At 61.4% G+C, this 12,924-nt stretch carries 11 protein-coding genes and 1 pseudogene; 5 read left to right on the top strand and 7 right to left on the bottom strand.

All coding sequences use genetic code 11. The annotated features are described in order from the left end of the window. Positions 1-149 precede the first annotated feature (149 nt). Complete coding sequence (gene hppD / locus U5A08_RS14815) at positions 150-1,226, top strand: 4-hydroxyphenylpyruvate dioxygenase (RefSeq protein ID WP_253395983.1); 1,077 nt, start codon at positions 150-152, stop codon at positions 1,224-1,226. A gap of 140 nt (positions 1,227-1,366) precedes the next feature. Continuing rightward, on the top strand, positions 1,367-2,617 hold the full coding sequence (locus U5A08_RS14810; protein ID WP_321847248.1) for a dermonecrotic toxin domain-containing protein: 1,251 nt from the start codon (positions 1,367-1,369) through the stop codon (positions 2,615-2,617). A gap of 61 nt (positions 2,618-2,678) precedes the next feature. Here U5A08_RS14810 and rarD read toward each other — a convergent pair whose 3' ends face one another. The 3 genes and pseudogenes from rarD to U5A08_RS14795 all read right to left on the bottom strand — a co-directional run bounded on the left by rarD (position 2,679) and on the right by U5A08_RS14795 (position 5,713). Then, complete coding sequence (gene rarD, locus U5A08_RS14805) at positions 2,679-3,560, bottom strand: EamA family transporter RarD (RefSeq protein ID WP_321847247.1); 882 nt, start codon at positions 3,558-3,560, stop codon at positions 2,679-2,681. A 164-nt stretch (positions 3,561-3,724) separates the two neighbouring features. Next, positions 3,725-4,729: pseudogene (locus U5A08_RS14800) on the bottom strand (aldo/keto reductase); the annotation flags it as partial. A gap of 81 nt (positions 4,730-4,810) precedes the next feature. Next, complete coding sequence (locus tag U5A08_RS14795) at positions 4,811-5,713, bottom strand: LysR family transcriptional regulator (protein ID WP_321847246.1); 903 nt, start codon at positions 5,711-5,713, stop codon at positions 4,811-4,813. Positions 5,714-5,814: 101 nt separating this feature from the next. Here U5A08_RS14795 and U5A08_RS14790 point away from each other — a divergent pair, with 101 nt between their 5' ends. Next, positions 5,815-6,519, top strand: coding sequence for an SDR family oxidoreductase (locus U5A08_RS14790; RefSeq protein WP_321847245.1), 705 nt, complete (start codon positions 5,815-5,817; stop codon positions 6,517-6,519). 47 nt (positions 6,520-6,566) lie between these two features. On the opposite strand, the gene U5A08_RS14785 is transcribed toward U5A08_RS14790, so the two are convergent. Further along, on the bottom strand, positions 6,567-7,877 hold the full coding sequence (locus U5A08_RS14785; RefSeq protein ID WP_253395976.1) for an MFS transporter: 1,311 nt from the start codon (positions 7,875-7,877) through the stop codon (positions 6,567-6,569). A 161-nt stretch (positions 7,878-8,038) separates the two neighbouring features. On the opposite strand from U5A08_RS14785, the gene U5A08_RS14780 reads away from it, so the two are divergent. Both U5A08_RS14780 and U5A08_RS14775 read left to right on the top strand, forming a co-directional pair. Next, complete coding sequence (locus U5A08_RS14780) at positions 8,039-9,145, top strand: sugar diacid recognition domain-containing protein (RefSeq protein ID WP_321847244.1); 1,107 nt, start codon at positions 8,039-8,041, stop codon at positions 9,143-9,145. A gap of 91 nt (positions 9,146-9,236) precedes the next feature. Continuing rightward, a complete protein-coding gene (locus U5A08_RS14775; protein ID WP_321847243.1) occupies positions 9,237-10,388 on the top strand; it encodes a glycerate kinase in 1,152 nt (383 codons plus the stop codon). Here U5A08_RS14775 and U5A08_RS14770 read toward each other — a convergent pair. The 3 genes from U5A08_RS14770 to ccoN form a co-directional block, all read right to left on the bottom strand. After that, positions 10,385-11,077 carry an aspartate/glutamate racemase family protein gene (locus U5A08_RS14770; RefSeq protein WP_253395970.1) on the bottom strand — a complete coding sequence of 231 codons (693 nt, stop codon included), beginning with the start codon at positions 11,075-11,077 and terminating at the stop codon, positions 10,385-10,387. The two genes, U5A08_RS14775 and U5A08_RS14770, sit on opposite strands and share 4 nt — an antisense overlap. Positions 11,078-11,167: 90 nt before the next feature. Next, positions 11,168-11,377 carry a cbb3-type cytochrome c oxidase subunit 3 gene (locus tag U5A08_RS14765; RefSeq protein WP_247403285.1) on the bottom strand — a complete coding sequence of 70 codons (210 nt, stop codon included), beginning with the start codon at positions 11,375-11,377 and terminating at the stop codon, positions 11,168-11,170. Next, the gene (gene ccoN / locus U5A08_RS14760; protein WP_253395968.1) at positions 11,377-12,804 is read right to left on the bottom strand and encodes a cytochrome-c oxidase, cbb3-type subunit I; all 1,428 of its coding nucleotides are present in this window, start codon (positions 12,802-12,804) and stop codon (positions 11,377-11,379) included. The genes U5A08_RS14765 and ccoN overlap by 1 nt, the downstream gene beginning before the upstream one ends. Positions 12,805-12,924: the final 120 nt, after the last annotated feature.

Raw genomic sequence — 12,924 nt, 5'->3', positions numbered from 1 at the left:
GATGTAACCATGAAGCTACTCGGCTCCCCCCTGATCTTTGGTGACTTCCTCGCCCGTAGCGTGCGAGGTCTTTCGTGTGCGCCTCCCTCCTGCTTCATCCTTGCTGGCAATTGACATCCGTTCATCACAAGAATGAAGAGGCGCCGAACATGGCTGACCAATACGAAAACCCAATGGGCCTGATGGGCTTTGAATTCATCGAGTTCGCATCGCCCACACCCGGCACCCTGGAGCCGATCTTCGAGATCATGGGCTTCAGCAAAGTCGCGACCCACCGCTCCAAGAACGTCGACTTGTATCGCCAGGGTGAGATCAACCTGATTCTCAACAACGAGCCCAACAGCATCGCCTCCTACTTTGCGGCCGAGCACGGCCCATCGGTGTGCGGTATGGCGTTTCGCGTGAAGGATTCGCAAAAGGCCTACAACCGCGCCCTGGAACTGGGCGCCCAGCCGATCCATATCGAAACCGGGCCGATGGAGCTGAACCTGCCGGCGATCAAAGGCATTGGCGGTGCGCCGCTGTACCTGATCGACCGCTTCGGCGAAGGCAGCTCGCTCTACGACATCGATTTCGTCTACCTCGAAGGCGTGGAGCGCAACCCGGTCGGCGCCGGCCTCAAGGTCATCGATCACCTGACCCACAACGTGTATCGCGGGCGCATGGCCTACTGGGCCAACTTCTACGAGAAGCTGTTCAACTTCCGTGAAGCGCGTTATTTCGACATCAAGGGCGAGTACACCGGCCTGACCTCCAAAGCCATGAGCGCCCCGGACGGCATGATCCGCATCCCGCTCAACGAAGAGTCGTCCAAGGGCGCCGGGCAGATCGAAGAGTTCCTGATGCAGTTCAACGGTGAAGGCATCCAGCACGTGGCGTTCCTCACCGACGACCTGATCAAGACCTGGGACGCGTTGAAGAAGATCGGCATGCGCTTCATGACTGCGCCGCCGGATACCTACTATGAAATGCTCGAAGGCCGCCTGCCGAACCATGGCGAGCCGGTGGACCAGTTGCAAGCGCGCGGCATCCTGCTCGACGGCTCGTCCATTGAAGGCGACAAACGCCTGCTGTTGCAGATTTTCTCGGAAACCCTGATGGGCCCGGTGTTCTTCGAGTTCATCCAGCGCAAGGGCGATGATGGCTTTGGCGAGGGCAACTTCAAGGCACTGTTTGAGTCCATCGAGCGTGACCAGGTGCGTCGCGGTGTATTGACCGCCGACTGATTACGTTATCGCCACAACGAGCCCGGTCGAGGTTGCCTCCGCCGGGTTTTTTTGCGCCACAAGATGTGCGGAACCGTATGCCGAGCAGCGGTCACAAAGGTGACAGGGCAGCAGGAAACCTCCTGTGCCTGGATGCAGGGATGCCGAACTTCAGTATTCATGCCGACGAGGTACGCTTTATGATCGATACGTCCTACGCAAACCAACATGCGCTGACACCTTACACGCACAGTGCGCCTGCCACCGCCACTCGCAGCATCCGTTCAATCGACGACTCGGACCCCGTCGAGCTGGCGTTTCACACATACATGGACCGCATGCAGTCCGAGTTCCGGGACGGTTCGCTGAGTGCCGGGGGGCGAGAGTTGGCGAATGCCGCCGTAAGGCCCGGCAAGGCAGGAACCCTTGGGGTACAGGTTTCGACCTTTGCCGTCGATAGTGCGCAAGCCAAAGACATCGTCATGGTCAAGCGCACCCCGGAGACCGCCGAAGGTCCGAATTTTCTAATGTATGTGCCAGAGCAGGAAGGTCATTCGTTTCACGAGTTCAATACCCGTGAAGAAATGACAGCCTCGCTCAAGGCGTCGCTCAGCGATCCGAAGGCGCGGGACAAGTTTGCCGCACATTTCTCCAGTGACGCGGCGCCAAAGCAAGAGGAGCGGGTCCAGCAGGTGCTGGAAAAGTTTGCCGCTGGCGATCAGGCAGTGCTCGGCAGTTACGGGTATGAGAAGGGGGACATCTTTGCGCGTCTGAACCAAGACGTGAGCACCCCGCCGGTGCCGGTCAATGGCCTGACCAATACGCGTCTCAACAGCCTGTCGCCGGATGGCAGGGCCACTTACATCGGGACGCGCGAGGACGGAAATAAGGTAATTTACGCTTACGACGGTTACGGCAACCTGCTAGGCGGAGCTTCGGACGGGTTGTACTTGGTGCGCAACGGGCTGAACAATAACGAACCGCTCGAGCTGAGGACGCCTGAGGAACACGCCAAGTATCACGCCAGTACTCTTTTGGACAATACCGAAGCCAATGATCTGAATGGGCTCTACGACGAATTCCTCAAGCAACTCAGAAATCCCGGCCATGGTCTGGGGACCGTGCTGAAAGAGTTGGGCGTTTCTGAAGACGCGGCTAACTCGATCGAAGAAATCCTCAAGAACCCGGTCACGGGGACGTTGCTCGAGCTGAACCAGGAAAATCGGCTGGGCAATCTGTTTGGCGTCAAGAAAGAAGTAATGGATGAGGCCTTGGAAAAGATCGGCAATGAGGCGCAGAGCCGCATCCCGATTTATGGCTCCAAGAGGCAGCAGCTGGAGGGCGTGGCCGACTTATTGGAAAACCAATTCGGCACGCCCAAGCCACCAACGGTTCAGGTACACGTCGGTTAAGTCGCTACGCAGCCCCAACCCGAAGGGAATGGATGCCCTCACCTAAATCCAGCGCGCGCGCTCATGCCCTGCGCTGACGCACCAGGTGCTTGAAGCCCTCATACACCAGCACCATCACCGCCAGCCAGATCGGAATATACGTCAGCCATTCGCCCGCCTTGATACCTTCCCCCAACAGCAATGCCACCCCCAGCAGCAGGACCGGCTCCACATAACTGAGTAGCCCGAACAGGCTGAATGCGAGCAGGCGGCTGGCAATGATATAGCTCACCAGCGCCGAGGCACTGATGACGCCCAGCATCGGAATCAATACGTACAACTTCGGATGGGCCTGCATCACCGCAAAGCCCTGTTCGCCACTCTGTACAAACCACCACGCCACCGGCAGCATCAGCGCCATGTCCAGCCACAGCCCGCCCAAGTGGTCGGTGGTCAGGTATTTGCGCACCACGAAATAGACCGGGTAGCCGATGATCACCACCAGCGTGGCCCAGGAAAAACCACCGGCCTGGTACAGTTCGTTAAGCACCCCAAGGGCTGCAAAAAACACCGCGATCTGTTGCAGGCGCGACAAGCGTTCGCCATACACCAGGCGCCCGGTCAGCACCATAGTCAGCGGCAGCAGGAAATAACCCACTGACACATCCAGGCTGCGCCCATTCAGCGGCGCCCACATGAACAACCACAATTGCACGCCGAGCAGCGCCGAGGACACCACGATGCCGCCGATCAGTCGCGGCTTGGCCGCCAGCATCCGCAGCACGTCCCATACCCGTCGCCACTCGCCGCTGACGAGCATGAACACCGTCATGCACGGCATGGTGAGTAACATGCGCCAGCCGAAAATCTCCAGGCCACTCAAGGGCGTCAGCAGCGACGTGAAGTAATACATCACGGCAAACAACACCGAAGCCAAGACCGATAACACAACACCTTTAGACACGCTGTCCTCGCGAAAACCGTTGGATACAAAAGAGGGGGGTATTTCAGCAGGGGAATATAGTGCTTTTGGCGTCAGAGGGTGGCTCTGTTTTGGGGCGTTTCATCCAGGTTTGCTCGCTGCCCTCGGCAGGAGGGCAGTGAACTGGGGTTTTCCGGGGGGTACGTGCGTGCCATGCGGCCCGATACAAAGTGACCGACATCATTGAAGCCCGGGGTGGACGAGTGCCCCGGCGTCACCAGCGAGTCGATAAAGGCCTCGTCCTCAGCCGTGAGCTTCACATCCAATGCGCCGGTGTACGCATCCCACTGCGCTTCGGTGCGCGGGCCGACAATCGCAGAGCTGACGGCTGCGTTGTTCAGGACCCAGGCGATTGCGAATTCGACAATCCCCACGCCACGCTCTTGGGCGTATTGCTGGATCTGCTGGGCAATGCGCAGCGACTCCACCCGCCATTCGGTTTCCAGAATGCGCTTGTCCTGCCGCGCGGCACGGCTGCCGGCCTCGGGTGTCACATCGGGTGCGTATTTGCCGCTGAGTACGCCACGGGCCAGTGGGCTGTAAGGCACCACGCCCAAGCCATAGGCGGCTGCGGCAGTGATCTGTTCGACCTCGGCCTGGCGATTGACGATGTTGTACAGCGGCTGGCTGATCACCGGCTTGTCCACGCCCAGGCGCTCGGCCACGCGAATCACTTCGGCAATGCGCCAGCCGCGGTAGTTGGACAGACCCCAGTAACGGATCTTGCCCTGGCGAATCAAGTCGCCGATCGCCGACACGCTGACCTCCAGCGGGGTGTTGTGGTCTTCGCGGTGCAGGTAGTAGATATCCAGGTAATCCGTGTCGAGACGGGTAAGGCTGGCTTCCAGTGCGTTGAAAATACGCTTGCGGCTCAAACCGCTGCGGTTGGGCAAACCGTCTGGCGGGCCAAAGCCGACCTTGGACGCCACTACCCAGTCCTGGCGCTGACGGGCGATGGCTTCACCGACCAGCTCTTCCGAGCGTCCGCCCGTATAAACGTCGGCGGTGTCGATGAAGTTGATGCCCTGGTCCCAGGCCTTGTCGATGATGCGCAGCGAGTCTTCGGCGTTGGTCTGTTCGCCAAACATCATGGTGCCCAAGGTCAAGGCACTGACCTTCAAACCGGACTGGCCCAATGTGCGGTAAATCATGCAAAGCTCCTCAAGGCAGGAAAACGTGTGCCATGCAATACCAGACTCGCAGGCTCTGGGACAAGCCCTGGGCGTGTTTCTTCATACGTTCAGCAGCGCCCTGCAACGAGCCTGGAGGAAGCGATGCAGCACTTTCACCCGTTCCGACACTTGCAGGCGATGGGGGCACATCAGGTTGAAGGGCGTGGGTTCGCCCTGCCAGTCGGTCAACAGCGGCACCAGGCGTCCGGCCTGGATGTCGCTGGCGATATCGAGGTTGGCTTTATAGGCAATGCCATGCCCGGCCAATGCCCAGCGCCGCACGATTTCGCCGTCATCGCTCAAATAGTCGCCCGTCACCTCGACTTCCTGCAGCTCGGCGCCTTGGCGGAAGTACCAGGTGTTGTTGGCCCGTCCCTGGCGCATGTAGCGCAGCGTGTTGTGTTGCGCCAGTTGTGCCGGCGTGCTCGGTGCGCCATGGCGCGCCAGATAGGCGGGGCTGGCGCAGGCGATGCGGCGGTGGCCTGGCACCACCGGCAACGCCACCAGGCTGGAGTCTCGGGGTACGCCGAAGCGCAGGGCGATGTCGACGGTTTCGCGGAACAGGTCGGCGTTACTGTCGTTAAGCAACAATTGAACGCGGATGTTCGGGTGTTCCAGCTTGAACTCATCCAGCCAACCCAACAGCACGTTGCGCCCGAAATCCGAAGGCGCGGCCAATTGCAGCCAACCACTCAGGCTTTGGCCTTGTTGCTTGATCGCCTGCTCACCCTCAGACAAGGCTTCCAGCGCCACGCGCACACTGTCCAGGTAGCGCCGGCCTTCCTCGGTCAGGCGCATGCTGCGGGTGGAGCGGGCCAGCAGCCGTATGCCCAGGCGGGTTTCCAGGCGTTTGAGCGCAATGCTCGCGGCGGCTGGCGTGAGGCTGAGGCTGCGCGCGGCCGCCGACAGGCTGCCGGTGTCGGCGGTGCGCACGAAGACTTCCAGGTCGAGAATCGAGCTCATTTGTAAAAATCCTTTAAATATCTTGTCGTTTTACCGGGATTTTTCGCCGATTGCCAAGCTGGGAAGATGAACCTTCACTTTCTGACCCAGGACATTTTTTCATGACCCATTCTCTCAGCGGCAAAACTGTCGTCGTTATCGGCGGCAGCAGCGGCATTGGCGCAGCGGTGGCCAAGGCGGCAGCCGCGCATGGCGCACAGGTGGTGCTGGCCGGACGGCGTGTGTCCTCCGGCGTCGAGAACGGCGTGCGCAGCGAACCGGTGGATGTCACCGACAGCGCCTCTCTGCAACGCCTGTTCGAAGCCGTGGGGCACTTTGATCATCTGGTCTATACCGCCGGCCCGTCAGTGCGCGCCAAAAACCTGATCGACACCGACCTGGACGAAGCCCAAGACAATTTCAACGTCAAACTCTGGGGCTCATTGCGCGCGATCCAACTGGCGCTGCCGTTCCTCGACGAGCACGGCAGCATCAGCCTGACCTCCGGTCAACTGGGGCGCAAATTGGCGCCCGGTCAGTTCATCAAGACCGGCATCAATGCCGCGACCGAAGCCCTGGGCAAGCAATTGGCCAAGGAGTTGGCACCGCGTCGGGTCAATGTGATCTGCCCTGGCGTGATCGACACGCCGGCGTATGCCGGGTTGGACGAAGCGCAGCGCCTGGCGATGTTTGCCAAGGTGGGGGGCACATTGCCGGTAGGGCGCGTCGGGCAGGCCGACGAAGTGGCGGAGGGGTATGTATTGGCCATGGAAAATGGCTTTATGACCGGCGCCGTGATTGATATCAACGGCGGCGGGCTGTTGTAAACACCGCAGACAGGTGGGAGCAGGCGTGCCCCACCTGTACGCCCGCGTCAGACCTTGAGGGTCCGGGTCATACGCAATGCCAACACACTGCCGCCGACGATCACCGCCGCCAGCAGGTACAGCGCACTATCCGTGGACCCGGTGGCATCTTTCACAAAACCGACGATATACGGGCTGAGGAAGCCGGCCATCTGGCCCATCGAGTTGATCAACGCCAGGCCACCTGCCGCCGCGCCCGCACTGAGCATGGCGGTGGGCACCGGCCAGAACATCGGCAGGCCGGTGAGGGCGCCCATGGTGGCGATGGTCAGGCCGAGAATCGCGATAGCCGGGGTGGTGGCGAAATTCACCGCGATCACCAGGCCCAGAGCGCCCATCAACATCGGCACCACCAAATGCCAGCGCCGCTCCTTGCGCAAGTCAGCCGAGCGGCCCACCAGCAACATGAACACGGCGGCCAGCAGGTAGGGAATCGCGCTGAGCCAGCCGATCACCAGGTTATCGCTGAAACCCAGGTTCTTGATGATCGACGGCAGCCAGAAGTTGATCGCGTAGACGCCGCTCTGGATGCAGAAATAGATCAGGCCGAACGCCCAGATCGCCGGGTTCTTGAACACTTCGGCGAGGGAGTCGGTGGTGGTTTTCGGCTTGTTTGCCAAGTCAGTGGCGTGGTCGGCTTCCAGCACCGCACGTTCATGCGGCTTGAGCCACTTGGCGTTGGCAAAGCTGTCGCTGAGCAGGAAGTAGGCGAGGGCGCCCAGAATCACGGTCGGGATGCCTTGCAACAGGAACATCCACTGCCAGCCGGCGAGGCCGCCTTGGCCGGTGCCGAAATGGTTGAGAATCCAGCCGGAAAACGGGCTGCCCAGCAGGCCGGACACCGGAATCGCCGACATGAACAACGCCATGATCCGCCCACGGCGGAACGTCGGGAACCACTGCGAGAGATACAGCACCACACCGGGGAAGAAGCCAGCTTCGGCGGCACCGGTCAACAGGCGCAACGTATAGAAATGCGTCGGCGTGGTGACGAACAGCAGGCAGGTGGACAGCGCGCCCCAGACGATCATCATCAAGGCAATCCAGCGTCGCGGACCGAACTTGGTCAGCGCCAGGTTGCTCGGTACGCCACACAGCACGTAGCCAATAAAGAAGATCCCGGCACCCAGGCCGTATACGGTTTCGCTGAATTTCAGCGCATCGAGCATCTGCAACTTGGCAAAGCCAACGTTAACCCGGTCAAGGTAGTTGAACAGGTAGCAGATAAAAATGAAGGGGATCAGGCGCAGGGTAATGCGCTTGTAGATGGCGTTTTTATCGTCATCGGTGGCCAGTGGGGCAGCGGCGCTCTGTGACATGGGAGTCTCTCTTTATTATGATTTTTCGCGATGCGCGGGTAACGTTGATCGCCCAATGAGTCTCGGCCACCTGGCGGGGTGCTGTCTTTGTGCTCGCGCACAGTGAAGCATCCTTTGCGCTGTGCCGATGAACAACCTTCGCTTTCAAGGAAATTAGCCCCATGTTCGAGCTGGATCATGACCTGGCGCAGGATATCGTCGATCGCACCATGGCGATCCTGCCGCATAACGTCAACGTCATGGACAGCCAGGGCCTGATCCTTGGTAGCGGCGAGCCGGAGCGCATCAACACGCGGCATGAAGGCGCGCAACTGGTGTTGGCCAATGGCCGGGTGGTGGAGATCGACGGGCAGACCGCCAAACACCTCAAGGGCGTGCAACCCGGCATCAACCTGCCGCTGATGCACGACCAGCGCCTGATCGGCGTGCTCGGTATTACTGGCGAACCGGAGGGGCTGCGCACTTACGCCGAACTGGTGCGCATGACCGCAGAAATGCTGGTCAGTCACCGTCATCAGCAAGCCGAGCAACAATGGCGACGCCAGCGCTGCGACGATTTGCTGGCATTGCTGCTGGCCGAGACCGGCGACTCGCCGCGTCTGGTGGATGAGGCGCAGCAACTGGGGCTCAAGCCGCAGATGGCGCGCACACCGTATCTATTCGAGTTGGGTCCAGGGCAGACGGCGGAGGCGTTGAGTGCCTGGTTGACGTCGCGCTATCCAGACAGTTGGTGCGTCAGCTCCGCGCAGTATTCCTTGCTCTGGTGCCGGCCGGCGGCGGTACAGGTGGACAATCCGCGCCTGCTGGAAAAGCTCCAGGGCCTGGGCTGGAATATCCAGCGGGTGGCGGTCGGCGGGCAAGCCGATGGTTTGGCGGGGTTGCGTCGTTGTTATCGGCGTGTGGGCGATTTGCTGGCCTACGGTCGTGACGTACTTCCGCACTCGCGCCTGCTGACCCTCAACCGCTATCGCCTGCCGGTGATGCTCTGGCGGCATCGCAACGACGATGCCCTGGACGAATTGCTCAACCCGCTGCGAAAAGTGCTGGCCAAGGACAACAACGGCCAACTGCAGGCCACCTTGCGCAGTTGGTGCGAACACGATGGGCAAAGCCAGGCGTGTGCCGATGCGCTGGGCATTCACCGCAACAGCCTGCGCTACCGCATGGAGCGGATTGCCGAACTCAGCGGGGTCGACCCGCTGACTCTGGACGGCATGCTCGCGCTGTACCTCGGCGTCCAGTTGCTGCCCCAGGCTTTGTCGGAATGACCAACAAGCCAGGTTCGTACTTGTGCATCGGACCAGCGTCATTGCCGCTGGCAACTGGCAGCATGGGCGTCATAAAAACCGGAGAAAGCCCATGAAAATCATCATCGCCCCCGATTCGTTCAAGGACAGCCTGAGTGCCGAAGGCGTCGCCCAGGCCATTGCCGAAGGCTTGGCGCAGGTCTGGCCGGAGGCGCAATTGGTCCAATGCCCGATGGCGGACGGCGGTGAAGGTACGGTGGAGTCGGTACTCGCCGCCTGCCAGGGCGAGCTGCGGCGCCAATCGGTGAAAGGCCCCTTGGGCGCCACAGTGGATGCGCATTGGGGCTGGCTGGCCGACAGCCACACCGCACTCATTGAAATGGCCGAAGCCAGCGGTCTGCAATTGGTCCCGCCGGGGCAGCGCGACGCGTGCTCCACGACTACCTTTGGCACCGGCGAACTGATCCGCGCAGCCCTGGACGCCGGTGCGCAGCGCATCATCCTGGCGATTGGCGGCAGTGCCACCAACGATGGCGGCGCCGGTGCGATGCAGGCGCTCGGCGTGCAGTTGTTCGATGCCGAGGATAACGCTCTGGCCCCGGGTGGCCTGGCCTTGGCCCATCTGGCGCGGATCAGCCTGGAACACCTCGACCCGCGCCTGGCCCAGGTGCGCTTTGAAATCGCCGCCGACGTGAATAACCCGCTGTGCGGTGCCCATGGTGCCTCCGCGATTTTCGGCCCGCAAAAAGGCGCCAGTGCGCAGCAGGTTGAACAACTCGACGCGGCCCTCGGCCACTTTGCCGACCACTGCGCCAAGGTATTGCCCAATGACGTGCGCGACGAACCCGGCAGTGGCGCTGCCGGCGGCCTGGGGTTTGCTGCCAAGGCCTTCCTCGGTGCGCAGTTCCGTGCGGGGGTAGAGGTCGTCGCCGAACTGGTCGGCCTCGACGAAGCGGTACGCGGCGCCGATCTGGTGATCACCGGCGAAGGCCGTTTCGATGCCCAGACGCTGCGCGGTAAAACGCCTTTCGGTGTGGCGCGTATTGCCCAGCGCCACCATGTCCCGGTGATCGTAATCGCCGGCACGCTGGGTGAAGGCTACGAGCAGATGTACGCCCACGGCGTGGATGCGGCTTTCGCCTTGCCGTCCGGGCCGATGAGCCTGGAGCAGGCCTGCAGCGAGGCACCGCGCTTGTTGCGCGAGCGAGCGGCGGATGTTGCGCGGCTGTGGCGCCGCGCAGCGGGGTCAAGAACCTCGGCTTAGTCCCGTAACGCGAACGCCACCGCTGCCTGCGCATGCAGCGCGGTAGTGTCCAGCAGCGGCAGGTCGCAGTGTTCGGGTTTGATCAGCAGGCCGATTTCCGTGCAGCCCAGGATGACTGCCTGGGCGCCGCGTGCGGCCAGGGACGCAATCACGCGCTGATAGACCTGGCGTGACGCCTCGCTGATCACGCCGACACACAACTCCTCATAGATGATCCGGTGCACGGCCTGGCGCTCGTCCGCGTTTGGCACCAGTACGTTCAGGCCGTGGGCGGCGAGGCGTGACGTGAGGAAGTCCTGTTCCATGGTGAACGCCGTACCGAGTAAACCGACGGTCAGTGTGCCAGCGGCCACGGCCGCCGAACCTGCGGCGTCGGCAATATGCAGAAAGGGAATCGACACCGCCGCTTCGATCCGCGGCGCCACCAAGTGCATGGTGTTGGTACACAACACCACACACTCGGCACCCCCGGCTTGCAGGCGGCGTGCGGCATCTTCCAGGATCAGCGCGGCGTCGTCCCAGCGTCCGGCATGCTGGGCCTGCTCCACCGGACCGAAGTCCACGCTGTACATCAGCAATTGCGCCGAACGCAGCGGGCCGAGTTGGTCGCGCACGCGCTGGTTGATGATGCGGTAGTACTCGGCGCTGGACTCCCAGCTCATGCCGCCGATCAGGCCGATGGTGCGCATGCGATGCTCCTGACAAGAAATATCGCATCACCTTACCCATCGGCCACCGATTAGTCATACGCAGTTGTGCGCCAAATCACCGGAGCAGTTTCACATATCCCGATTGCCCCAGCCCGGCCTGGCTTGCTCCGGTGCCACCGCGTGGATCTGTTTGCCGGTGGCCAACTCCACCCGGCGCGCCACCTCCGGGTCGTCGGCGAACGGAATCAGGCTGGCCTCATCCAGCGTCTCCTCGGATTGACCGCGCAAACAGTACTCCACCGCGCCATACAGGCACGCGACCATCAACAGGCCCCACATCAGGCGATCCGCGCGTCAAGTTGCGCGACCTGCAAGTCCGCGACCCGCACGGTGCGCCAGGTGTTGTAGGCCATCAGCAGCATGCCGCTGAGGAACAACACGCCACCGGCAAAGCGCACCACAAACCCCGGGTGGCTGGCCTGCAAGGCCTCGACAAACGAGTAGGTGAGGGTGCCGTCATCGTTGATCGCACGCCACATCAGGCCCTGGGTAATGCCGTTGACCCACATCGAGGCGATGTACAGCACGGTGCCGATGGTCGCCAGCCAGAAGTGCAGGTTGATCAGCGTCACGCTGTGCATCTGCTGGCGGCCGAAGACTTTCGGGATCATGTGGTACAGCGAGCCGAAGGTGATCATCGCCACCCAGCCCAATGCGCCGGCATGCACGTGGCCGATGGTCCAGTCGGTGTAGTGGGAGAGGGCGTTGACGGTCTTGATCGCCATCATCGGCCCCTCGAAGGTCGACATGCCGTAGAACGCCAGCGACAACACCAAAAAGCGCAGGATCGGGTCGCTGCGCAGCTTATGCCAGGCGCCCGACAAGGTCATCATGCCGTTGATCATGCCGCCCCAGCTCGGTGCCAGCAGGATCAGCGACATCGCCATGCCCAGTGACTGCGCCCAATCCGGCAGCGCCGTGTAATGCAAGTGGTGCGGCCCGGCCCAGATGTACAGGGTGATCAGCGCCCAGAAGTGCACGATGGACAGCCGATAGGAATACACCGGCCGCCCGACTTGTTTCGGCACGAAGTAGTACATCATCCCAAGGAAGCCGGTGGTGAGGAAAAAGCCTACGGCGTTATGCCCGTACCACCATTGCACCATCGCATCGGTGGCGCCGGAATACACGGGGTAGGACTTGAACCAGTCCACTGGAATCGCCAGGTGGTTGACCACATGCAGCATGGCGATCACCAGGATAAACGCGCCGAAAAACCAGTTGCCCACATAGATGTGCCGGGTCTGGCGCCGCACCACCGTGGTGAAAAACACAATGGCGTAGGCCACCCACACGACCGTCATCCACACCGCGCCGGAGAATTCGATCTCGGCATACTCCTTGGTGGTGGTGTAGCCCAGCGGCAGGCTGATCAACATGATCACGATGACCGATTGCCAACCCCAGAACGTAAACGCGGCGAGGCTGTCGGAAAACAGCCGCACCTGGCAGGTGCGCTGTACCGCGTAATAACTGGCGGCGAATTGCGCGCTGCCGGCGAACCCGAAGATCACTAGGCTGGTGTGCAACGGTCGCAGTCGGCCAAAGGTCGTCCAGGGCAAATCAAGGTTCATTTGCGGCCAGACCAGTTGCGAAGCGATCCACACGCCCATGGCCATGCCCACAACGCCCCATACGATGGTGGCGATCACGAATTGGCGGACGACTTTATAGTTATAAGCCTGTCCGATTGTTGCTGTGCTCATGCTCAGTCCTCCCACGGTTCCAAGTGGCGGGCACTGTAGGAAGTGTGGACAAAACAAAACAGGCTCAGAAAAAGCTCATTACTACGGATCAGTTTATTCGGCGTGAAAGCATGACTTACA

Origin of the sequence: Pseudomonas paraveronii (assembly GCF_963681955.1) — a bacterium.
Lineage (GTDB): Bacteria > Pseudomonadota > Gammaproteobacteria > Pseudomonadales > Pseudomonadaceae > Aquipseudomonas > Aquipseudomonas paraveronii.
Note: the sequence above shows the minus strand (reverse complement) of the source record. Positions and strands in the feature narration are given on the sequence as shown.